Origin of the sequence: Paracoccus luteus (assembly GCF_004522155.1) — a bacterium.
Lineage (GTDB): Bacteria > Pseudomonadota > Alphaproteobacteria > Rhodobacterales > Rhodobacteraceae > Paracoccus > Paracoccus luteus.
Map to the genome: position 1 here is coordinate 1 of NZ_SDEA01000015.1, position 22,661 is coordinate 22,661.

The following is a 22,661-nucleotide window of genomic DNA, read 5'->3' on the forward strand; positions in this document are numbered from 1 at the left end:
AGCCACTTGGCCAGCGTCCCTTCCTCCATCGTGGGGGACAGGGCAGGCATCAGGATTTCGGTTGCCATATCGGTCCCCTCTCAGGCGTCGGCATAGATGTCGGTCCACAGCTCGTCGGCATGCGGTTCCGGGCTTTCGCGGGCAAAGTCGGCGCTGTCGTTGACGATGTCCTTGATCTCCTTGTCGATGGCCTTCAGGTCATCCTCGGACGCGTGGCTGCCGGTCAGCAGCAGCGACCGCACGTTCTCGATCGGGTCGCGTTCGTCGCGCATCTTCTGCACCTCTTCGCGGGTGCGATACTTGGCCGGGTCCGACATGGAATGGCCGCGATAGCGATAGGTCATCATCTCAAGGATATACGGCCCCTTGCCCGCGCGGCAGTGGGCGACGGCCTTTTCGCCGGCGGCCTTGACCGCCAGCACGTCCATGCCGTCCACCTGCTCGCCGGTCAGGCCGAAGGCCTCGCCCCGGCCGAACAGCGTCGTGGATTTGGTGGACCGCTTCATGCTGGTCCCCATCGCATACTGGTTGTTCTCGATCACGAAGACGACGGGCAGGGACCACAGCTCGGCCATGTTGTAGGTCTCGTAGACCTGGCCCTGGTTGGACGCGCCGTCGCCGAAATAGGTAAAGGTCACGCGGCCGTTGCCCAGATACTTGTCGGCGAAGGCAAGCCCCGCGCCCAACGGCACCTGCGCGCCCACGATGCCGTGGCCGCCATAGAAATGGCGTTCCTTGGAAAACATGTGCATCGAGCCGCCCTTGCCCTTGGAGTATCCCCCCTCGCGCCCGGTCAGTTCGGCCATGACGCCGCGCGCGGACATGCCGCAGGCCAGCATGTGGCCGTGGTCGCGATAGCTGGTGATGCGCTTGTCGCCTTCCTCGGCGGCGGCTTCCAGCCCGACGACGACGGCTTCCTGCCCGATATACAGGTGGCAGAAGCCGCCGATCTGGCCCATGCCGTAAAGCTGGCCGGCCTTTTCCTCGAACCGGCGGATCAGCAGCATGTCGCGGTAAAGTTTCAGCAGCTCGTCGCGCGACACGTTGGGCTGGGCGCCCATGTCGGACGTGCTGTCGCTTGGGGCGGACGGCTTCCTTGCCATGCGATTCCTCCGGCAGGATAGTTCAACGTTGAACTAATCCTAGGCAGGCGATCCGGCGGGCCGCAAGGCTTTTCCTTGCGCCGCGTCAGCGCACCACCAGCTCGTCGGCGCGCACCAGCCCCAGCACGTCGCGCGCGCGTTCGTCCAAAAGGTCGATGTCCAGATAATCGTCCGACAGCCGCCGGGTCAGGTTCCGCATCTCGGCCACCTGCGCCTGCAGGGCGTCGCGTTCGCGCGTCAGCTGATCGGTTTCCGCCTCAAGCTGGACGCGGCGCAGGATGCCCGACGGGCCCTGCACGGCGGCAAAGGCGAAATACAGCCCCAGCAGCAGCATGGCGAGGTAATAGACAAGGGCGCTGATCGGCAGGGTCTTGGTCATGGCGTCGGTTCCGGCGGGTCGCCGCCACCATGCACGGTTGCCGCGCCGGTGTGAACGGGAACCTTGCGGGTCAGCCCAGCAGGTCGTCCAGCACCAGCGCCATGACGCCGGCGCTGTCGATCATGTCGCCGACCCCGATCCATTCGTCGGGCTGGTGCGCCAGGTCCAGCACGCCGGGCCCATAGGCGATGCAGTTCTTCAGCCGGCCGATACGGTCGATGTGCTTCTGGTCATAGGTGCCGGGGCTGACGACATAGCCCGCCTCGCGGCCCAGCACCCGTTCGATGGCGGCAGCGGTGGTGCGGACCACGGGCGCGTCGCGGTCGGTCATCGAGGGGACCACCTCGAACAGGTCGCGGATCTCGTAGGAAAAGCCGGGGCGGTCGGCGCGGACGCGTTCCATCAGGTCGCGGACCTCGGCCTTGACCTCGGCCAGTTCCTCTTCGATCAGGAAACGCCGGTCGATCACGATGCGGCAGCGGTCGGGCACGCAGGGGGCGGGCAGGCCGGTATAGTCCGCCTCGGGTTCGCGCGCGCCGCCGTGGATCGAGTTGATGTTCAGCGTGCTGGACCGCGCGCCGTCGGGGATCACCGGCATCGCCGTGCGCTTGCCCGCCAGCAGGGGGAACAGCGTCCGCTCCATCTCGTCGATCACCGCGCCCATGTGGCGCACGGCGCAGTCGCCCAGAAACGGCATCGACCCGTGGGCGATGCGGCCCTGCGTCTCGACCTCGGCCCACCAGACGCCGCGGTGGCCCAGGCAGATGCGGTCCTTGTGCAGCGGTTCGGGGATGATGACGTGCTGGACGTGGTCGAACCGGCCCTGCTGCGCCAGATAGGCGACCCCGCCGAAGCCGCCGGATTCCTCGTCCGCCGTGGCGCTGATTTCCACCGTGCCGGCGTGATCGGGGTTCAGGGCGACGAACGCCTCGGCGGCGATGATGCTGGCGGCCAGACCCCCCTTCATGTCGCAGGCGCCGCGGCCATAGATGCGGTCCTCGGCGGCGACATGCTCGGCGGCGAACGGGTCGCGGGTCCAGCCGTGGCCCACCTCGACCACGTCGTGGTGGCTGTTGAAATGCACGCAGTCGCCGGGCCGCCCGCCCGCGTGGCGCGCGATGATGTTCCAGCGTGGATAGGCCTCGCTGTCGCCGGGGGTGCCGTGGGCGCGGATCAGCTCGACCTGCCAGCCCTGCGCCTGCATCCGCGCGGCCAGATAGTCGCAGATGGCGCGATAATCGCGCCCCGGCGGGTTCAGCGTGGGGATGCGGATCAGATCCTGCGTCAGCGCGATCAGATCGTCGCGGCGCGCGGCGATGGCGGTTTTCAGCGTGTCCATGCCCGCCATGCTAGGCGGGCCGCGCGGGGGCTGCAATCCGGGGTTGCGGCGGGCACGGCGGGGAACCCCCTTGATCCGCGCAAGTTTTCACCCCGTTATCGGCAGCGGTGAACGACGGAGCGTATGATGGCCAGCCTGGAACAGCAGATCACCGACAGCCAGAAACAGGTGGCCGTCACGCAGGACAAGATCGCCCGCATCGGCAGCACGCTGAATCGGATGGCGCGGGCCGACGCGTCCGCGCAGGCGCCGTCGATGGACATCGCCAACGCCACGCTGGACGACGTCCACAAGCACAGCGAGGCGATGAACGCCAACATCGCCGAGCTGATCATGGGGCTGGACGACGTGACCGCCGGGTTCAGCAAGGACTTTGAACAGATGCGGTCCAAGACCGGCTGGGAAAGTTTCGTCGGCATCTTCGCGCGCGGCAAATCGGAATCGATGCGCCAGGAACGGCTGCGCCATGCCTCGATCGACGACAAGCTGCAGGATCTGATTTCCAAGTCCGACGTTATCACCCGCCTGTTGCAGGGCCAGCTGGACCTGCTGAACGACCAGAAGGCCAAGGTGGAAACCAATCTGTCCCAGACGCTTGCCGAACGCGAAGAGGCGGTCGCCACGCTGGAATCGCTGCGCGAACGCATCCGGGCGATGGACCCGCAGCTGATCGACCTGGAAAACCGCGTGGGCGCGACCACCGACCCCAGCGACCGGACCCGGCTGGAAACGGAACTCGCCAACGCCAACAAGGACCACAACGCCCTGGTGCAGGACGAACAGGTGGCGCTGGCGCGGTCGCAGACGCTGGAACGCTATATCGAGGCGGGCAAGACCTGGGTGGACAGCCTGCAGAACCAGGCGGCGACGCAGATGGTGCTGATCAACAAGCTGCAGACCGACACCCGCCAGCGCGTGGTGCTGTATGACGCGCTGACCAAGTCGCTGAAGACCGCCCAGCAGCAGGACGTGGCCCACCGCATCAACGAGATCGGCGTCAAGACCGACCAGGAGGCGCAGACCGCGATGGCCGGCATCGGCGCCGCGACCAACGACCGGATGGCCGACATGCTGGACGCGCACGGCGAACACATGGTCTTTGCCCGCAAGGTGCTTGAGGAAAAGGCCCGCGCCGACGAGCGCTTTGCCCGCCGCTTTGCCCAGATCGTCGAAAAGCACGACAAGAACCTGTATGGCGGGTCGTAAGTGTCCGACGCGTCCGGCCTTGCCGCCGATCACCGGGCCATCGCCGACGATCTGGTCGCGCGGGCCTATGTCCTGCAGCTGCGCCGGGTGGCCGCGGCGCTGACGCCCGCGCTGGCCGAGATGGTGCGCGACCGCATCTTCTCGGCGACCGAGGTGCAGGTGATCGACGGCTATCTGCGCGCGCTGCTGGCGACGGCGCAGGCGCTGTCGATGAAATACCTGCTGGTAGGGCGGGCCGAGGGGCCGCTGCGCCGTGCGCTGACCATCGACATTGACGATTCAGGCTTTCCGGTCTGGCAGGAAATCGCCCAGACCGCCGCCGACGCCGCGCAGGCGGGCGAGGAACTGGCCCGCAGCCCCACCGCCGCCGCGATCAAGGACGACATGATCCGCCAGATCGTCGGCGACCTGACCCATCCGACGCGCCTGCAATACGCGCTGTCGCAGCGGATGTATTACGAATCGCTCGCCGCCGGCGGGCTGTTCTGGCCGCAGATGCACCCGCAGGCGCTGGGGCTGGGCCAGCAGGGAAACCGCCGCCGCTGGCTGATCCACTGGGGCGTCTATGACAGCCGCCAGAACCTGCCGGTGGTCTATCTGATGGACTGCGACGACACCGGCCGCCGCCCCTTGCCCGACGACGCCCGGCGCTGGCCCGAGGCGCGCGCCCATCTGCTGGCGCAGTCGGTGGGGGCGCTGCAGTTGCTGACCATCGCGCAGGGCTTCGACGCCGATTTCGACACGCTGCACCCCCAGCGGCTGCGGCGGCTGACGCTGGGGCCGATCCATTCGCGCGAGTTCACCGTGCAGGAAGGCCCGATCCGCCAGGTGCTGGACGATGCGCGCGCCGAGCCGGGGCAGGACTGGGCGCTGGCCCTGTCCGTCGAGGATCTGGTGTCCGACCGGGCCGAGATGGAATCCTCGGGGCTGTTCACGGTGACCGAGCGCCAGATCTGGCGCATCGACCCGCTGGACCGGCACGGGGCCGGGCAGGGGACGACGGCGGCCCAACGGCTGCTGGTGATCCCGCAGCGCCCCTATCAGGCGCTGGCGCGGCTGGACCCGCCCGGCTTTCGCGGCATCCGCAAATATGTTCCCGGCCCCGACGGCCGCGTTCTGGGGTTCGGCTGATGGACACGCGCGACGAGATGGAACTGCCCGAGCCGAAGATACGGGCGCATTACGGGCAGGCGCTGGCGCTGCTGACCGGGTTCGACCACGCCCCCCGGCTGGCATCCGCCGCGCCCGCCACGTTGCCGGAACGCTCGCCCGGCGTGCCCCGCGCCTCGCGCTTTCGGTCCACCACGCCGGGGCTGGCGGGCGTGTCCGCGCAGCGCCCCGGCGCCGTGCGGCTGATCGACCGCGTCGGGCGAACGGACGGCGACGACCTGCCGTCGCCCGCCGCCGCGACCGTGCTGCGCGCCATGCGCCGGGCGCTTGCGGTCGCGCTGGCCGTGGGGGACGAGGTCGCCGCCCGGTCCGGCGCAGCCGAACTGAAGCGCGCCAACCTGGAAAGCCGCCTGCCCGTCGAACGCCGCAGCGCGTTCGCGGAACTGCTGGCGGCGGAATCGCTGGCCGTGCTGTCGGTGCTGGCCAATGCGACGGCGTTCCTGCTGGCCGAACACGCGCAGGCCGAGGCACCCGACATCGGCGGCGTGGCCGAGATCCTGACCGACGCGCCCCACGTCGCGCTGCAGGGCGCGCTGTGGGAACTGGACGCCAAGCTGGCTGCCCACGCCGCCGACGACGCCACGCTGGTCGCCGTGACGCTGGCCTGGGCCGAGGCGCTGGCGGCCGCCGCCGCCGCCCGGGCCGGTGCCGCGCCGGGCACCGCCGCATTCACCGGCGCGCGCTGGCGCGTGGCCGCGGACGACCTGCCCATCGCAGGATTCGCGCCTGCGACCCGCGCCCGCGGCAAGCCCGTGCAGATGGCCTTCAAGCGCCCCGAGGAGGTGGTCGGCAACGCCATCGCCAAGCATCAGGCGATGCGGCTGGCACGGATGCTGGTCGCCTATGATTTCGACCGCAGGATGAACCCGTTCGTGGAACTGGGCGGTTTCATCTTCACCTTTCTGGGGGACGGACGGCCGGGGACGGGCAAGACGACGCTGATCCAGATGATGGCGGGGCTGGTCAACGACTATTGCACCGTCGCGGGCTATCCGTTCCGCTATCAGAACCTGGGCATCGACAACGTGGACAGCTATCAGGGCAAGTCGGGCCAGAACGCGCGCGCCTTTGTCGATGCGATCATCGACCCCGCCGTGATCGGCCTTGGCACCATCGACGACATCGACCAGGTCGCGGGGCGGCGCGGCGACCGGCAGTCGTCCTCGGGCCAGCAGGAAATCACCGCCGTGCTGATGGATGCCTTTGCCGGCGCGGGGACGGTGGTGCGCGGCAACGCCACCTTCGGCATGTTTTCCAACCACGCCGACTCCATCGACGAGGCGCTGCGCCAGCGTGCGGGCGCGCGGTTCCTGATCGACGGCCCCAAGACGCAGGCCGATTACATCGACATCCTGTCCCTACTGCTGGGTCGCCGCCACGCCATACCCGTGGGCGATCACCAGCTGATGCGCGCGCAAGAGATCAGGGCGGCCGTGCAGCAGGGCTATGCCGGCCACGACCGCCCCGCGGAACCCGCGCTGGCCGCGATCCACGACGATCTGTCGGCGCGACTCGGCCCGCTGGACACGCTGTCCGACATCGGCACCTATCTGCACGAAATCGCCCGGGCCGAGCCGCGCTTCACCGGCCGCGCGGTCAAGAACATCACGGACGCGATCAAGACCCGCGCAATGGACTTCGACATGCCCGACGACTGGTTCGAGACGCCCAGGCCGTTCCTGCACCAGCCCTATGCCCGCAAGCTGGACATGATCGCCGGCCTGCGCCAGCCGATCACCCCCGCGATGGTCGTGCAGGAAATCAACCGCTACGCCGACAGCGAATGGCGCTATGCCGAGACGGCGGACGAAACGGCGATCGACGAGGCGGTGCGGGGCATGGAACGTGCGGTCGAGGCGCGGCGGCGGTTCGAGGAACGGGCAGGATGACCGGGATGAGGTGCAACGCCGCCCGCCCAGCGCCACGGGACGCGCCATGAAACTCCTCATCGAACGCGGCCTGATGTTCGGGAACCTGATCCGGGTGGACAGCCCCGCATGGGTGGCGCTGTATAACCGCGCGCTGGACAAGCTGACCGGCCGGACCACGCAGCTGACCGAGTTCCACATCGACCTGACCGGCCTTTCGCCCGAGGTCGGGGATGAGCTGGGCGATCTGGACTATCTCGTCCCGAAAGGCGGCAACCGCCAGTTCATCCTGCTGACGACCGAGCAGAAGGACGCGCCGATGCTGGCCGCGGATCTGTCAGTCTATCGCTCGATCCTGCGCCGGTTCATCGCCGACAACGAAAGCCAGCTGTTCAGCCTGACCGCCCGGGATGCGGTGGTGGGCGAGATCGACGACCAGGTCTGGCAGGTCGCGCAGCCCGCCGACCTGCTGGACATCCGGCAGGTCCGCATCAGCGCCGACACCACCGGCAACCACGTGGCCGAGGCCGACCGCCTGACCGCCATGATCGACCGCTTCCGCAGCCAGCCGGACGCGTGGTGGGACGACGTGCTGATCGCCGCGATGATCGAGCAGGCGAAAAAATCCGGCGACGTGATCCGCAACCCGGTGCGGCTGGCGCACACCAGCTTTGACGTGCCCGATTTCTGGACGCCCGCGTTCGGCGGCGTCTATGTCATCCGCTCGGCCCGCGAGGCGGCGGTGATCTTTGCCGATCCGGCGCAGCGGACGGCGCTGGCGGGCGCGCGGGTGATGACGCTGGACGACCGCCACGACATCGCGGGCTGGCTGGCGCGCCACGCGCTGGCCGAACCCATCGCCGGCGCGGCGGGGGCGGATGCGGCGGCGGTGCTGCGCCAGAAGATCGACTTCATCCTTGTCGATGCGGCCACGCGCGCGGGCATCGATCCCGGCGACGGCACCCGCGCCAGCCTGCGCCGGGCCGCGGCGCGGCTGGACGGCGCGGACCTGCCGGCCGAGCTGAGGGGACTGTCGGCGATCCTGCGCTATGTCGAGACCGGCGGCGACTGGCCGGCGGTGGATTCGGGCGACCCGGCCTATTTCTATGCGCTGCGGGCCAGCGCCGGACCCGCGCGCAATCTGGTCAACCAGCTTTTGACCGACCTTGCGCCCCATGACGTTCGGGCGCTGTTCATCCTGAACAAGCCCCTGTTCTATCGGCTGTATCAGGGCTGGGACGCGCGCAAGCAGGCCTATGTCGCCGACCAGCTGGCGCGTGAATACCAGATCGACAAGCAGGGCACGCGCGCGGCGCTGTTCGGCCCCGAACCCGGCATGGCCGAGGACACCGCGCCCACCCCGCCCCCCGCCGCCTCGCCCGCCGCCTCGCCCTGGGGTCCGGCGCGGGTGCGGCTGACCGAACAGCCCGCCGCAGGCCCGTGGGGCGCGGCAACCCGCACCGACAGGGGGCGTCCGTGGCCCTGATCCGGCTTGTCGTCCTTGTCCTGGCCGTCGAGGCGCTGTTCTACGCCCTGATCTCGGTCTATGTGCGTTCCCTGCGGCGCGAGGCGCTGGAGGAGGCGTGGGCGCGGCGTCATCCCGACCGGCCCGGCGACGGCCCGGAACGGCGCCGGTTCATCCGGCGTTCGATGACCGGGTTCCGGCGCAGCCTCAAGGCGCGGCTTGTCGGGCTGGTGTTCGTCCTGCCGACGCTGGCGATCGTCGTGATCGCCTGGATCGTGAACTTCGACTGAAGGGAGACCCCGATGCGGACGTTTCAGGTTGTTCTGGGGGTCGCCTTCGGCGTCCTGGTGTTCCTGTTCCTGGATTACGTGCTGCCGTCCCGCGACACGGTGCGGATCACCAACACCTATAACAAGCTGACCGACGTCGGCTGGAACCGGATATTCTATGCCGCCGCAGACACCGGCACGGTCGAGAACATCCAGGGCCAGCGCGACATCCGGTTCATCGACACGGTGCGCCCGAACGGCCGCCCGCTGGTCTATCGCAACGAGGACACCGGCACGATCTGGCCGCCGTATTTCAAGTACGACAGTTCGAACCTGCACGCGATCGCAGGGGACCGCAAATCGACCTCGGCCGACCCCGAGTGGGTCAACATCACGTCCTATGGCTGGCGCATCTCGTTCCTGTCGATCTATCCGAACGCGATTTCCATCCGGTCGGTCGCCGGCCCCGCGGACAATCCGGCGAACTGGCCTGCGATGGTGATCCTGGGCGTGCTGGGGGCGCTGCTGTTCCTGTTCTGGCGGATGTGGAACCAGTTCCGGGAACGGTCCATCGACCCGATGATGAGCCGTGCCGACCGGGCGCTGGACCGCGCCGACGCACGCATGGACAGCGCCCGCGACCGCGTCGCGGCGCAGACGCGGCAGGCGCGGGGGCGGTTCAGCGGCTGGCTGGGCAGCTGGCGCGGCAAGCCGCGCCGTTAGGGACAGGGCCGCAGCGGCCGCGCCGCTAGCCGGCGGAAGGGGCCGCGCGTCAGGGCGAAGGCGCAAAGGCCGCGCCGCTAGGGACAGGGGCGCAGGGGCCGCGCGGGGTTGCCCGCGACGGTGACGCCGGGGGCCACGTCGCGTGTCACGACCGCGCCCGCGCCGATGATGGCGCCGCCGCCGACCGTCACGCCGGGCAGGATGATCGCGCCGCCGCCGATCCACACGTCGTCGCCGATGGTGACGGGGCGGCCGCTTTCCTCGCCGGTGGCGCGGCGGGCGGGGTCGCGGGGGTGGTCGGCGGTCAGGATCTGGACCTGCGGGCCGATCTGGACGCGCGCGCCGATGCGGATCGGGGCCACGTCCAGGAACACGCCGCCAAAGTTGACGAAACAGCCCGGCCCGAAGTGGATGTGGCGGCCGTAATCGACATGGAAAGGCGGCCGGATCGCCGCGCCGTTCCATGTCCCCAGCAACTCGCCCAGGGCCGAGGCGTCGTCGCCCTCGATGGTGGCGTTGTAACGGCGCAGCAGGCCTTGCGCGTGGCGGCGCATGGCGGTCAGCGACGGGTCGGCCGCGTCATAGGCGCGGCCCGCCAGCATGTCGTCCAGCGCGGCCACGGTGCGGGCTTACATGAAGCCCAGTTCCAGCCGGGCCTCGTCGCTCATCATCTCCATGCCCCAGGGGGGCTGGAAGGTCATCTCGACATCGACCTGGCGCACGCCGGGCAGCGGTTCCACGGCGTCGGCGACCCATCCCGGCATCTCGCCCGCGACAGGGCAGCCGGGGGCGGTCAGGGTCATCACGATGCGGACCGCGTTCGTGTCGTCGATGGCGACCGTATAGATCAGCCCCAGGTCAAAGATGTTGACCGGGATTTCGGGGTCATAGACCGTGCGGCAGGCCTCGACGACGGTTTCATACAGCGGGTGGTCCGTGGTGGACGGCGCGATCAGCGGCGCGCCTTCCAGCATCGGTTGGGTCTGCGGCTGGTTCATGGGGCGGTATCCCGTCATGGCTGACGGTTTATATAGGGGATTGCCCCGCCGGGGAAAAGCCCGATCCGGCGCGAAACCCGCGCTGCGGCGGGATGGCGCATGCGCAGACGGCGCCCGCAGGGGGGCGCCGTCCGGTGTGGTCAGGTCGGGGCCGGTCAGGCCCGGCCGATCAGGCGGTGGCAGATCAGGCGGTGGCGCCCTGAATGAACTTGACCGCGTCGCCGAAGGTCTGGATCGTCTCGGCGGCGTCGTCGGGGATCTCGATCCCGAACTCTTCCTCGAACGCCATCACCAGCTCGACCGTGTCGAGGCTGTCGGCGCCCAGATCGTCGATGAACGAGGCGGTCTCGGTGACCTTGTCCTCTTCGACGCCCAGATGCTCGACGACGATTTTCTTCACGCGATCAGCGATATCGCTCATGTCTCGTTCCTTACTAGCGGGCAATCCGCCCGGAATGCAGCCGGCACAGGAACCGGCGACAGCCGCGGGCGGTTCCCGGCGGCCTCGGATTCGGGGGATACAGCACCGCCCGCACCCACTGCAACCGCTTTCACACGCAGGATTTGCCTTGCAAAACCGGCGCGAGGGGCCGGTTCAGACCATCGCCATGCCGCCGTTGACGTGCAGCGTCGTGCCGGTGACATAGCCTGCGGCCGGGCTGGCCAGATACAGCACGGCCGCCGCGATGTCGTCGGCCGCCCCCATGCGCCCGGCGGGGATCTGGGTCAGGATGCGGGATTTCTGGTCGTCGTTCAGCTTGTCGGTCATCGCCGTCTCGATAAAGCCGGGTGCGACGCAGTTGACCGTGATGCCGCGGCTGGCGACCTCGGCCGCCAGGCTTTTCGACATGCCGACCAGCCCGGCCTTGGCGGCGGCATAGTTGCCCTGTCCGGGGTTGCCGGTGGTGCCGACGACGCTGGTGATGCTGACGATGCGGCCCCAGCGCGCCTTCATCATCCCGCGCAGCACGCCCCGCGCCAGCCGGAACGACGAGGTGAGGTTGACCGCGATCACCTGATCCCATTCCTCGTCCGACATCCGCATGAACAGGTTGTCGCGGGTGATGCCGGCGTTGTTGACCAGGATGTCCACCGATCCCATCGCCTGCGCCGCCTGCTTGGGCAGGGCGTCCACGGCGGCGGGGTCCGACAGGTTGGCCGCCACCACATGGGCGCGGTCGCCCAGACGGTCGGCCAGGGCGCGCAGCGGGTCTTCGCGCGTGCCCGACAGCGCGACGGTCGCGCCCGCGGCGTGCAGCGCGGCGGCGACGGCGCCCCCGATCCCGCCGGATGCCCCGGTGATCAGTGCGGTCTTTCCGGTCAGGTCGAACATGGCTGGCCCCCAGGGTGATTGCTGACAGCGCGCTTACCACGGCGGGGCAGGGGCGGAAACCCGCCCCCGCAGCGGTTTGGTCGCGGGGGCGGTTCAGTCGCGGGGCGGGCGCACCAGCTTCCATCCGGTCAGCATGGGGCGGACCAGATCCTCGCGCTTCCACACGCGATAGAACAGGATCGCGGCGACATGCAGCCCGACCAGCACGACCGCCAGCGTCGCGCCCAGATGATGCAGGCGGATGGCCAGCTTGCGCGTCGCCGCATCGACCGAGCCCGCCAGCGGCCCGACGTTGATATAGTCGTCGGGGTCGACGAACAGGCCCGTCACCCCCTGCATCGCCAGCACCGCGATCATCGCCACGGCGGACAGCGCGCCCAGCGGGTTGTGCCCCGCCGTCAGGCTGGGCTGGCGGACGAAGATCCCGCGGGCATAGCGCAGCGTGGCCCCCGGCCCGCGCACGAACGACGCAAAGCGCGCCGGGGCCGGCCCGGCCAGCCCCCACACCAGCCGAAAGGCCAGCAGGCCCAGGATCGAATAGCCCAGCCAGAAATGCAGCGTCATGCTGGCCGGGCCGAACTGGCCCAGCAGCCAGGTCACGGTGACCGCCGCCGCCAGCAGCCAGTGATAGGCGCGCAGGGCGGGATCCCAGACCCTGACGCGCACCGGCCGGGGGTGCGTGGCGGCGTTCGCGGGATTACTTGGCACGATAGCCGTCGTGGCACGCCTTGCAGGCCCCGCCCAGGGACTGCACGACCGGGCCCAGGCTGTCCTGCCCGCCGGCCAGCGCCTCGGGCAGGGGCGCGGCGGCGGCGGCGAGACCGGCGAATTTCTCGGCGAAACCGGCGCTGTCGGTCCAGATCTCGGGCCGCGCGGCGGTCTGGTCGCCCAGGTCGTCGGTCGAGGTGCCCTGGGCGAAATGGACCGGCGCGTGGTACAGCGACAGCGCCTTGATGTTGGCCCCGGCCTGTGTCGCCTGCGCCTCGTCATAGGCGAGGTCGCCCTTGGCCATGCCCGCCAGCACGCCCATGTTCGCGCCTAGCAGCTTGAAATAGCCCTGCCGCGCCGCGACCGCGTCCAGCCGTGGGTCGTCCTGCGCGATGGCGGCAATCGGCATCAGGGCAAGGGCTGCGGCAAGGGTCAGGCGCATGTCGTCTCTCCGGGTTCCATGTGGCCGCGCCTGTCTGGCACGGACGCGGCGGCAGGTCATCCCTGCAACAAAGATGTGAATATTCCGGGACCTTCGGCCGCTGCCGGCGTCAGCCCTTGAGGCTTGCGATGTCGTCGGGCGTGCCGATGGCGCGGGTCCGCGCGTCGGGGGCGATGCGGCGGATCATCCCGGTCAGCGCCTTGCCCGCGCCGATCTCCCAGAACTCGACCACGCCGGACTGGACCATGCACTGCACCGACTCGCGCCAGCGCACCGCGCCGGTCACCTGTTCGACCAGCAGGCGGCGGATTGCGCCGGGTTCGGTCACCGGCTCGGCCCGGACATTGGCGACGACCGGCACGGCGGGTTCCGCGATCTCGACCCCCGCCAGCGCGTCGGCCATGACGGCCGCGGCGGGCTGCATCAGCGCGCAGTGGAACGGCGCGCTGACCGGCAGCATCAGCGCGCGCTTGGCGCCGCGTTCGCGGGCCAGCGCGGCGGCGCGTTCCACCGCCGCGACGTGTCCCGAGATCACCACCTGCGCCGGGTCGTTGTCGTTGGCGGCCTGGCACACCTCGTCGCCCGCCGCGTCGCGGGCGATCTGGTCCACGGCGGCCAGGTCCAGCCCCAGGATCGCGGCCATCGCGCCCTGTCCGACGGGCACGGCCTCTTGCATGGCGGCGCCGCGCAGGCGCAAAAGCCGCGCCGTGTCGGACAGGCTGATCGCCCCCGCCGCGCACAGTGCCGAATATTCGCCCAGCGAGTGGCCCGCGACAAACGACGCCGCCTCGATCCCCCAGCCTTCGGATTCCAGCGCCCGCATCGCCGCGACGGACGTCGCCATCAGCGCCGGCTGGGCGTTGCGGGTCAGGGTGAGCGTCTCGGCGTCGCCTTCCCAGATCAGGGTCGAGAGGTTTTCGCCAAGCGCCTCGTCCACCTCGTCGAACACGGCGCGCGCGGCGGGATACGCCTCGGCCAACGCGCGGCCCATGCCGATGGCCTGCGCGCCCTGTCCCGGAAATACGAATGCCCGCATGATGCGTTCCTTTCTTGGATCGAATCGGGGATAACGCGGGGGCGACGTTCAGGCAACAGCGCCTCCGGCGGGCGCACCCGCCACCAGCGGCCACGATCAAGGACCACGGACATGCTGCCCCACGATCCTGCGCCGCGCGGATACGACGGCTTCCACCGGCTGCTGCACTGGGCCATCGCCCTGCTGATCCTGTCGGCCATCGGGCTGGGGCTGTACGCCAGCAGCCTGCCGCAAGAGGGCGCGGCCGCGCTTGCCGCCATCATCCAGGTCTTTTCGGTCCACAAGACCGTTGGCGTCGCCGTGCTGCTGCTGGCGCTGGCGCGGATCGTCTGGGTGGCGACGCGGCCGCATCCGCGCCCGCTGCACCCCGAACGGCGGCTTGAGACGCTGGTGGCGGACAGCGTCCACTGGGCGCTGTATGGCGGAATGGTCCTGATGCCGCTGACCGGCTGGCTGCTGCATTCCGCCGCGCCGGGCGAGGGGTTTGCCCGCATCCTGTGGCCCCTTGGCCAGCGCCTGCCGGGCGTGCCGATCGACGCCGCCCTGTCGGAACGCTTTGCCGCGTTCCACGTCACCGGCTGGTGGCTGCTGGCGGGGCTGATCGCGGCGCATGTCGCGGGGGCGCTGAAACACGCCGTCATCGACCGCGACGCGACGCTGGCGCGGATGACCCATGCCCGCAACCTGCCCGAGCCGCCGCCCGACACGCGCCGGAACAGATGGCTGCCGCCGCTGCTGGCGGTGGTGCTGTGGGCGGCGGTGGCCGTGATCGCGCAGGCAACGCCCGAGGAGGCGGCGGACGGCGCGCCCGTGGCCGAGGCGGTGGACGCCGCGCCCGCGGCGGCGTTGCCGGACGCCCTGCCGGACGCCCTGCCAGCGGCCGCCTCCACCGACGCCGTGCCTGCGCCAGCTGCGCCTGTGGTCCCGGCGGATACTCCGGCCGCGGATACGGCCGCCGCGGCCGTGCCCACCTGGACCGTGCAGTCCGGCACCGTCGCCATCTCGGTCAACCAGGCGGGCGCGCCGGTTGCGGGCCAGTTCGGCACCTGGACGGCGCAGATCGCCTATGACGAGGCGACGGGCACCGGCAGCGTGACGGCGGTCGTGGATGTGACATCGCTCAGCCTGGGGGCGGTGTCGTCCACGGCGACGGGGCCGGATTTCCTGAACGCCGCCGCGAACCCGCAGGCCACGTTCGAGGGGGCGATCACCCGTGCGGCCCAGGGCAGCACGGCCCATCAGGCGACCGGCACGCTGACCATCGCGGGCATGACCCAGCCCGCGACCCTGCCGTTCGACCTGACCATCGACGGCACCACGGCGACGGCGCGCGGCACGCTGGCCGTGGACCGGCGCGATTTCGGCGTGGGCAAGGGCTATGCCGACGAAAGCACCGCGGGCTTTGCGGTGCCGGTCACGGTCGAGCTGACCGCGACGCGCGACTGACCGCCAACGAAAAGGGCCGCCCCGGCAGGGACGGCCCGATCAGCGGCAAAGCGCAGGGTTCAGCCGACCAGTTCCAGCCCCGAGAAGAAGAAGGCGATTTCCTCTTTCGCGGTTTCCGGCGCGTCCGACCCGTGGACCGAGTTCTCGCCCACCGACAGCGCGAAATCCTTGCGGATGGTGCCCGCGTCGGCGTTGGCCGGGTTGGTCGCGCCCATCACTTCGCGGTTCTTGGCGATGGCGTTCTCGCCTTCCAGCACCTGCACGACGACCGGCTCGGACGCCATGAACTCGACCAGTTCGCCGTAAAAGGGGCGGTCCTTGTGGACGGCATAGAACTGGCCGGCCTGCGCGGGCGACAGGTGCAGGCGCTTTTGCGCGACGATGCGCAGGCCCGCATCCTCGAATTTCTGGTTGATCTTGCCGGTCAGGTTCCGGCGGGTCGCGTCGGGCTTGATGATCGACAGCGTGCGTTCGACAGCCATGATGTCCTCGTGGGGTTTGCGATTGCGCGGCGCGGTATCATGGCGGGGACCGAAGGGAAACCCGCGACGGGCCGGGCGGGCGGCGATTCGGCAATGAAAAAAGCAGCCCCGAAGGGCTGCCCTGATCGTCAGTCCGGCCTGAAATCAGGCGAACTTGATGTTGATCGCGGATTCGCGGCCGTCGCGGCCGGTTTCCAGGTCATAGGTCACGGCCTGCCCGTCAGCGGGGGCCTGCAGGCCCGCACGCTCCAGCGCCGAGACGTGCAGGAACACGTCGCGCTTGCCGTTTTCCGGCTGGATGAAGCCGAAGCCTTTGGTGGTGTTGAACCATTTCACGGTGCCGTTGGCCATCGTGAGATCTCCCTCAAGTATGCCGTCCACATCATGTGACGGCCCGGCGCGGTCAGATAAAGCAGACTGAAGCCGGTAACGGAGACAGAGAGCAGATAGCTAAACGTTGCAGGCACCAGATAGGACGCCCGTGCGCGTCGCGCAAGCGCCGCGTGCCGGGATTCCCGGCATACGGCGAAAACCCGCCCAGCCGCGGCGGCCATTGACCCGGACCGGCCGCTGCGGCATGGCCCCGCCCATGCTGCGGATCGACGACATCTCTTATTCCATCGCGGGGCGCCCGCTGTTCGAACACGCCTCGGCCGTGATCCCGGAAGGGCACAAGGTCGGGCTGATCGGGCCGAACGGGGCGGGCAAGACGACGCTGTTCCGCCTGATCCGGGGCGAGCTGGCGCTGGACGGCGGCGACATCACCCTGCCTCCCCGGGCGCGCATCGGCGGCGTGGCGCAGGAATCGGCCGCGACCGGCGACAGCGTTCTGGCGACGGTGCTGGCCGCCGACCGCGAACGTCACGCCCTGATGGCGGAATCTGAAACCGCGACCGACCCGCACCGCATCGCCGACATCCAGACCCGGCTGGCCGACATCGACGCCTGGTCGGCCGAAGGGCGCGCCTCGTCCATCCTGCAGGGTCTGGGGTTTTCCATCGCGGATCAGGCGCGGCCGACGTCGGATTTCTCGGGCGGGTGGCGGATGCGGATGGCGCTGGCGGGCGTGCTGTTCGCGCGCCCGGACCTTTTGCTGCTGGACGAACCGACCAACTATCTGGACCTTGAAGGCGCGCTGTGGCTGGAAGGCTATCTGGCGAAATATCCCCACACCGTCATCATCATCAGCCACGACCGCGGCCTGCTGAACCGCGCGGTCGGCGCGATCCTGCATGTCGAGGATCGCCGCCTGACGCTGTATTCCGGCGGCTATGACGCATTCGCCCGCGCCCGCGCCGAGCGCCGCGCGCTGCAGGCCGCCGAGGCGAAAAAGCAAGAGGCGCGGCGCGCCCATCTGCAAAGCTTCGTGGACCGGTTCCGCGCCAAGGCCACCAAGGCCACGCAGGCCCAGTCGCGGCTGAAGGCGCTGGCCAGGATGGAGCCGATCACCGCCCCCGGCGAGGCGAAGTTCCACCGCTTTACCTTTCCGCAGCCCGACGCGCTGTCGCCGCCCATCGTGGCGATGGACGATGTTTCGGTCGGCTACGGCGACCGGGCCGTGCTGCGGCGGCTGGACCTGCGGATCGACCAGGACGACCGCATCGCGCTGCTGGGCCGCAACGGGCAGGGGAAATCGACGCTGTCCAAGCTGCTGGCGAACCGGTTGGCCCCGATGAAGGGGCGCGTGGCGCAGTCGTCCAAGCTGCGCGTGGGCTATTTCGCCCAGCATCAGGTGGACGAGCTGGACCTGGCCGAGACGCCGCTGACCCATGTGCGCCGCCTGCGCCCGGCCGAGACCCCCGCCCGGCTGCGCGCGCGGCTGGCCGGGTTCGGCCTGATGGAGGCGCAGGCCGAGACGCGGGTCGCGGCGCTGTCGGGCGGGCAGAAGGCGCGGCTGTCGCTGCTGCTGGCCACCATCGACGCCCCGCATCTGCTGATCCTGGACGAGCCGACGAACCACCTGGACATCGAATCCCGCGAGGCGCTGACCGAGGCGCTGAACGACTATACCGGCGCGGTGGTGCTGGTCAGCCACGACATGCACCTGCTGGAACTGGTCGCGGACCGGCTGTGGCTGGTCGCGGACGGCGGCGTCACCCCCTATCCGCACGACCTGGAAACCTATCGCCGCACGCTGCTGACCGGCGACGAGCCCGAGCGCCCGCGCGAGGCCGCCAGGCCCGCCCCCCGCCGCGCCGGCCGCGACGAGATCCTGGACCTGCGCGCCGAGGTGCGCCGCGGCGAGGAGCGGGTCGCCAAGCTGACCGAGATGCTGGGCAAGATCAGCCAGCGGATGGCCGATCCGGCGCTGTACAACGACCCGCACGAGGCCGAGAAATGGGGCCGCAAGCACGCCGAGGCGACCGCCGCGCTGCCCCGCGCCGAAGAGCTGTGGATGGCGGCGCTGGAGCGGCTGGAGGCGGCGGAGCGCGGCTGACGGCGGCCGACCCCCGCGGAACCTGTCCGCACCCAGTTCGTTGTTGTGGAAAGCATTTCCGTTTCACAGGAGAACTGACCAATGGCCGTCAAGCTGGCCGGGCTGAAAGACAACGCCCGCAAGACCGCGATCGACGAACTGCAAGCCTGCATGACCGACGCCGCCGCGCTGTCGATGGCGCTGAAACAGGCGCACTGGAACCTCAAGGGTCCGAACTTCATCGCCGTTCACGAGCTGCTGGACGCGGTCAAGGCGCGGCTGGACCCCAACATCGACGAGATGGCGGAACGCATCAAGCAACTGGACGGACAGGCCATCGGCACCGTCGAGGCCGTGGCCGGCGGCACCCGGCTTGCCCCCTATCCCACCGACCTGACCGCGACCGAGGACCATCTGCGCGAAATCTGCGACCGGATGCGCGCCTATGGCGGCCGGGTGCGCGAAGGCATCGACGCGATCGAAGAGGTGGGCGATCAGGATTCGATGGACCTGCTGACCGACGCGTCGCGGCAGGCCGACAAGGATCTGTGGCTGCTGCAAAGCCACCTGGACTGAACCGGGCGGCTGCGGGCGCAGATGCACCGCGACGGGGGCGACCGCGTCAGTTCGGCCGGCTGACGTTCGACACGGGGGAAAGCCGCTGAACGGCCGCCGCTTGCGCGCCGCTCGACCGCGCAAGACGGCACCGAACGGCGCGGCGGACGCAACTGCATTGCGGTTTCCCCACGTCGGCCCGGCGGTCCGCTGGCGGCTATTCCTCGGTCACGTCGATCACGCCCTCGACCGCGCGCAGGGCCTGCCGCATCCGCGGCGTCACCGGAACGTCGCGGCCGACCTCGACGTCATAGACGGTGTGGCCCGCGCGCACCCGCAGCAGCAAGGGGCCGCGGCCGCGCGCCGACACCGCCATGTCGGCGCTGACGCTGCGCAGCCGGTCCAGGACGGCGATGGCGGTCGGCGCGTCCGCGACCTCGACCGCCAGTTGCCCTGCGCCCGCGTCGGCCACCGCATCCTCCAGCGGGACGGCGGCGCGGGCCAGCAGCTTGACCTGGTCGCCCGAGGGTTCGACGTTGACGGTCAGCAGCACGTTCTGGCCGGGTTCCAGATGCTGGCGCGCAGCGTCCAGCAGGTCGGAAAACACCGTCACCTCGTAAAGCCCGGTCGGGTCCGACAGGGTGACGAACGCATAACGCGTGCCCTTGGCGGATTTCTTTTCCGCCCGCGCCGCCACCGTCCCGCCCAGTTGCGCGACCAGCGGCCCGCCCGCGGCGGCGGCCGTCGCCTCGGCCAGCGTCATCGCGCCCTTGCGACGCATCGCGGGCAGATAGTCGTCCAGCGGATGTCCTGACAGATAGAACCCGATCGCGGCGCGTTCCTCGGCCAGCTTTTCGGCGGGCATCCAGACGCTGGCGATGGCGGGGCGGGGCGGGGGCAGATCCTCGCCGCCCCCGAACAGCGAGTTCTGCGACGAGGCCGCGGCCTCTTGCACCGCCGCCGACCATGCCACCAACGCGTCCAGCGATTTCAGCACCCGCGCGCGGTTGCCGTCCAGCGCGTCGAAGGCGCCGGCGCGGGCCAGCATCTCAAGCGCGCGCTTGCCGATCTGCTTCAGCGGTGCGCGGCGGGCGACATCGGCCAGATCGGCAAAGGGGCGGTCGCCCCGCGCCCGCACCAGCACCCGCATCGCCTCGGCGCCGACGTTCTTCAGCGCGCCCAAGGCATAGACGATGCGGCCTTCGTGGACGCTGAAGGCGGGCTGGCTGCGGTTGACGCAAGGGGGCACGACCTCGATCCCCATGCGGTCCACCTCGCGCCGGTAAACGGCCAGCTTGTCGGTCAGGTGGATGTCGCAGTTCATCACCGCGGCCATGAACTCGACCGGGTGGTTCGCCTTGAGCCATGCGGTCTGATAGCTGACCACCGCATAGGCCGCGGCGTGGCTTTTGTTGAAACCATAGTTGGCGAACTTCTCCAGCAGGTCGAAGACCTCGCCGGATTTCTTCGCGTCGATTCCCTGCGCGGTGCAGCCCTCGATGAACTTGGGCCGCTCCTTCGCCATCTCCTCGGCGATCTTCTTGCCCATCGCCCGGCGCAAAAGGTCCGCGCCGCCGAGGCTATAGCCCGCCATGACCTGCGCGATCTGCATCACCTGTTCCTGATAGACGATGATGCCCTGCGTTTCCGCCAGGATGTGGTCGATGGTCGGATGGATGGATTCCAGCGGCTGCAGGCCGTTCTTGACCTTGCAATAGGTCGGGATGTTCTCCATCGGGCCGGGGCGATAGAGGGCCACCAGCGCCACGATGTCCTCGATGCAGGTCGGGCGCATCTGGCGCAGCGCGTCCATCATGCCGCTGCTTTCGACTTGGAACACGGCGACGGTGCGGGCCGACGCGAACAGGCGATAGGTCGGCTCATCCTCAAGCGGGATGGCGTTGATCTCGTCCACCGCGCCCGGCGGCGGGTCGTAAAGCTGGCGTCCGTCGGCGGCGACATGCAGGTGCCGCCCGCCCGCGCGGATCAGGTCCACGGCGTTCTGGATCACCGTCAGCGTTTTCAGGCCGAGGAAGTCGAACTTGACCAGCCCGGCCTGTTCCACCCATTTCATGTTGAATTGCGTGGCCGGCATGTCGGACGCGGGGTCGCGGTAAAGGGGCACAAGCTGGTCCAGCGGCCGGTCGCCGATCACCACGCCCGCCGCGTGGGTTGACGCGTTGCGCAGCAGCCCCTCGACCTGCGCCGCGTAATCCAGCATCCGGCGCACGTTCTCTTCGGCCGCCGCCGCCTCGCGCAGGCGCGGCTCGTCGGCCAGCGCCTTGGTGATGCTGACGGGCTTCACGCCCTCGACCGGGATCATCTTGGACAGGCGGTCGCGCTGGCCGAACCCCATGCCCAGCACCCGGCCCACGTCATGGACCGCCGCCTTGGACAGCAGCGCGCCAAAGGTGATGATCTGCCCCACCTTGTCGCGGCCGTATTTCTGCTGGACGTAGTGGATGACCTCTTCCCGCCGGTCCATGCAGAAGTCGATGTCGAAGTCCGGCATCGACACCCGTTCCGGGTTCAGGAAGCGTTCGAACAGCAGCGAATAGCGCAGCGGGTCAAGGTCGGTGATGGTCAGCGCATAGGCGACCAGCGACCCCGCCCCCGACCCCCGGCCGGGGCCGACGGGGATGCCCTGCTGCTTGGCCCACTGGATGAAATCCGCGACGATCAGGAAATAGCCGGGGAAGCCCATCTGCTCGATGATGCCCAGCTCGAAATCCAGCCGCGCCTGGTATTCGGCGGGCGCGACGGCGTGGGGGATGACGGCCAGCCGCGCGGCAAGCCCCTCGTTGGCCTGACGGCGCAGCTCCTGCACCTCGTCCTCGGCAAAGCGGGGCAGGATCGGCTTGTGCCTGGCGACGGCGAATGCGCAGCGGCGGGCGATCTCCACGGTGTTCTCGACCGCCTCGGGCAGGTCGGCGAACAGGACGGCCATGTCCTCGGCCGACTTGAAATGATGCTGCGCGGTCAGGCGACGGCGGGGCGCCTGCTGGTCCACCATAGCCCGCTCGCGGATGCAGATCAGCGCGTCATGGGCGCCGAACATCTTGGGTTCCGGGAAATGCACGTCGTTGGTGGCGACCAGCGGCAGGTTCAAGGCATAGGCGAGGTCGATCATGCCGCCTTCGCTGGCCGCCTCTGCGGGCATCGGCTGGCCGTTGTCCTGCATGTGGCGTTGCAGTTCCACATACAGACGGTCGCCGAAGATCGCGGCCATCTGCCGGGCCAGCGCCTCGGCGTCGGCCTGCTTGCCCTGCGCGACCAGCAACCCCAGCGGTCCAGTGGCGCCGCCCGTCAGGCAGATCAGCCCGCCCGCGTGCGCCGCCAGCTCGTCCAGCGTGACATGCGGCGCGGCCCCGCCCTCGCGCAGGTAAAGGCAGGACGACAGCGCCATGAGGTTCATCCAGCCGTCCCGGTCCTGCGCCAGCAGCACCACCGGCCCGCAGGCGGCGCCTGCGTCCAGCGTCATCTGGCAGCCGACGATGGGCTGGACGCCCTCGTCCATCGCCTTGACCGAGAACTCCAGCGCCGCGAACAGCGCGTTGGTGTCGGTCAGCGCGACGGCCGGCATCCCGTGCTTGGCCGCCAGCCCCGGCAGCTTCTTGACCGGGATCGCGCCTTCCAGCAGCGAGTGTTCGGAATGGCAGCGCAGGTGGATGAATCGGGGCAGGGTGTCGGACATGGCGCGAAACATAGGCCGGTGGCCAACAG

General features: G+C 69.6%; 22 protein-coding genes. 9 read left to right on the forward strand and 13 right to left on the reverse strand.

Going from position 1 to position 22,661, the window contains the following annotated elements; translation table 11 throughout:
• Positions 1–80: 80 nt before the first annotated feature.
• From pdhA to EPA64_RS14295, 3 genes are all read right to left on the reverse strand, one after another.
• Entirely contained in the window at positions 81–1,103 is a 1,023-nt protein-coding gene (pdhA, locus tag EPA64_RS14285) for a pyruvate dehydrogenase (acetyl-transferring) E1 component subunit alpha (protein WP_134726981.1), read from the reverse strand.
• An 85-nt stretch (positions 1,104–1,188) separates the two neighbouring features.
• Entirely contained in the window at positions 1,189–1,482 is a 294-nt protein-coding gene (locus EPA64_RS14290) for an FtsB family cell division protein (protein WP_134726982.1), read from the reverse strand.
• 70 nt (positions 1,483–1,552) lie between these two features.
• A complete protein-coding gene (locus EPA64_RS14295; protein ID WP_425467045.1) occupies positions 1,553–2,830 on the reverse strand; it encodes an acetylornithine deacetylase/succinyl-diaminopimelate desuccinylase family protein in 1,278 nt (425 codons plus the stop codon).
• A gap of 117 nt (positions 2,831–2,947) precedes the next feature.
• Here EPA64_RS14295 and EPA64_RS14300 point away from each other — a divergent pair, with 117 nt between their 5' ends.
• From EPA64_RS14300 to EPA64_RS14325, 6 genes are read left to right on the forward strand one after another with little or no spacing between them, the layout of a single operon-like run.
• Positions 2,948–4,027: a hypothetical protein gene (locus EPA64_RS14300; RefSeq protein WP_134726984.1), complete on the forward strand. Its 1,080-nt coding sequence runs from the start codon at positions 2,948–2,950 to the stop codon at positions 4,025–4,027.
• Positions 4,028–5,158, forward strand: a complete 1,131-nt coding sequence (locus EPA64_RS14305) for a hypothetical protein (protein WP_134726985.1) — start codon at positions 4,028–4,030, stop codon at positions 5,156–5,158. It begins immediately after the preceding gene.
• Positions 5,158–7,086 carry an AAA family ATPase gene (locus EPA64_RS14310; RefSeq protein ID WP_425467046.1) on the forward strand — a complete coding sequence of 643 codons (1,929 nt, stop codon included), beginning with the start codon at positions 5,158–5,160 and terminating at the stop codon, positions 7,084–7,086. The genes EPA64_RS14305 and EPA64_RS14310 overlap by 1 nt, the downstream gene beginning before the upstream one ends.
• A gap of 46 nt (positions 7,087–7,132) precedes the next feature.
• Complete coding sequence (locus tag EPA64_RS14315) at positions 7,133–8,551, forward strand: DUF6638 family protein (RefSeq protein ID WP_134726987.1); 1,419 nt, start codon at positions 7,133–7,135, stop codon at positions 8,549–8,551.
• Positions 8,542–8,820, forward strand: a complete 279-nt coding sequence (locus EPA64_RS14320; protein WP_134726988.1) for a hypothetical protein — start codon at positions 8,542–8,544, stop codon at positions 8,818–8,820. Before EPA64_RS14315 ends, EPA64_RS14320 begins: the two co-directional genes overlap by 10 nt.
• A gap of 12 nt (positions 8,821–8,832) precedes the next feature.
• A complete protein-coding gene (locus EPA64_RS14325; RefSeq protein WP_134726989.1) occupies positions 8,833–9,522 on the forward strand; it encodes a DUF1523 family protein in 690 nt (229 codons plus the stop codon).
• A gap of 77 nt (positions 9,523–9,599) precedes the next feature.
• Here EPA64_RS14325 and EPA64_RS14330 read toward each other — a convergent pair whose 3' ends face one another.
• From EPA64_RS14330 to fabD, 7 genes are all read right to left on the reverse strand, one after another.
• Positions 9,600–10,142, reverse strand: a complete 543-nt coding sequence (locus EPA64_RS14330; RefSeq protein ID WP_281278586.1) for a sugar O-acetyltransferase — start codon at positions 10,140–10,142, stop codon at positions 9,600–9,602.
• A gap of 9 nt (positions 10,143–10,151) precedes the next feature.
• The gene (locus EPA64_RS14335) at positions 10,152–10,538 is read right to left on the reverse strand and encodes an SUF system Fe-S cluster assembly protein (RefSeq protein WP_425467047.1); all 387 of its coding nucleotides are present in this window, start codon (positions 10,536–10,538) and stop codon (positions 10,152–10,154) included.
• A 166-nt stretch (positions 10,539–10,704) separates the two neighbouring features.
• On the reverse strand, positions 10,705–10,941 hold the full coding sequence (locus tag EPA64_RS14340) for an acyl carrier protein (protein WP_112873971.1): 237 nt from the start codon (positions 10,939–10,941) through the stop codon (positions 10,705–10,707).
• A gap of 174 nt (positions 10,942–11,115) precedes the next feature.
• Complete coding sequence (fabG, locus tag EPA64_RS14345; protein ID WP_134726990.1) at positions 11,116–11,853, reverse strand: 3-oxoacyl-ACP reductase FabG; 738 nt, start codon at positions 11,851–11,853, stop codon at positions 11,116–11,118.
• A 93-nt stretch (positions 11,854–11,946) separates the two neighbouring features.
• The gene (locus EPA64_RS14350; protein ID WP_134726991.1) at positions 11,947–12,561 is read right to left on the reverse strand and encodes a cytochrome b/b6 domain-containing protein; all 615 of its coding nucleotides are present in this window, start codon (positions 12,559–12,561) and stop codon (positions 11,947–11,949) included.
• Positions 12,551–13,003 (reverse strand): c-type cytochrome, encoded by a 453-nt coding sequence (locus EPA64_RS14355; RefSeq protein ID WP_134726992.1) that lies wholly within the window; start codon positions 13,001–13,003, stop codon positions 12,551–12,553. Before EPA64_RS14355 ends, EPA64_RS14350 begins: the two co-directional genes overlap by 11 nt.
• A 109-nt stretch (positions 13,004–13,112) precedes the next feature.
• The gene (gene fabD, locus EPA64_RS14360) at positions 13,113–14,039 is read right to left on the reverse strand and encodes an ACP S-malonyltransferase (RefSeq protein ID WP_134726993.1); all 927 of its coding nucleotides are present in this window, start codon (positions 14,037–14,039) and stop codon (positions 13,113–13,115) included.
• 111 nt (positions 14,040–14,150) lie between these two features.
• On the opposite strand from fabD, the gene EPA64_RS14365 reads away from it, so the two are divergent.
• Positions 14,151–15,485 (forward strand): cytochrome b/b6 domain-containing protein, encoded by a 1,335-nt coding sequence (locus EPA64_RS14365; protein WP_134726994.1) that lies wholly within the window; start codon positions 14,151–14,153, stop codon positions 15,483–15,485.
• Between the two features lie 59 nt (positions 15,486–15,544).
• Here EPA64_RS14365 and ndk read toward each other — a convergent pair whose 3' ends face one another.
• Together ndk and EPA64_RS14375 are read right to left on the reverse strand one after the other, a co-directional pair.
• A complete protein-coding gene (ndk, locus tag EPA64_RS14370) occupies positions 15,545–15,967 on the reverse strand; it encodes a nucleoside-diphosphate kinase (protein ID WP_134726995.1) in 423 nt (140 codons plus the stop codon).
• A gap of 144 nt (positions 15,968–16,111) precedes the next feature.
• The gene (locus EPA64_RS14375) at positions 16,112–16,318 is read right to left on the reverse strand and encodes a cold-shock protein (RefSeq protein ID WP_134726996.1); all 207 of its coding nucleotides are present in this window, start codon (positions 16,316–16,318) and stop codon (positions 16,112–16,114) included.
• A 238-nt stretch (positions 16,319–16,556) separates the two neighbouring features.
• Here EPA64_RS14375 and EPA64_RS14380 point away from each other — a divergent pair, with 238 nt between their 5' ends.
• Both EPA64_RS14380 and dps read left to right on the forward strand, forming a co-directional pair.
• On the forward strand, positions 16,557–18,404 hold the full coding sequence (locus EPA64_RS14380) for an ABC-F family ATP-binding cassette domain-containing protein (protein ID WP_134727038.1): 1,848 nt from the start codon (positions 16,557–16,559) through the stop codon (positions 18,402–18,404).
• Between the two features lie 81 nt (positions 18,405–18,485).
• A complete protein-coding gene (gene dps, locus EPA64_RS14385) occupies positions 18,486–18,959 on the forward strand; it encodes a DNA starvation/stationary phase protection protein Dps (protein ID WP_134726997.1) in 474 nt (157 codons plus the stop codon).
• Positions 18,960–19,155: 196 nt separating this feature from the next.
• On the opposite strand, the gene dnaE is transcribed toward dps, so the two are convergent.
• On the reverse strand, positions 19,156–22,632 hold the full coding sequence (gene dnaE / locus EPA64_RS14390) for a DNA polymerase III subunit alpha (protein ID WP_134726998.1): 3,477 nt from the start codon (positions 22,630–22,632) through the stop codon (positions 19,156–19,158).
• Positions 22,633–22,661: the final 29 nt, after the last annotated feature.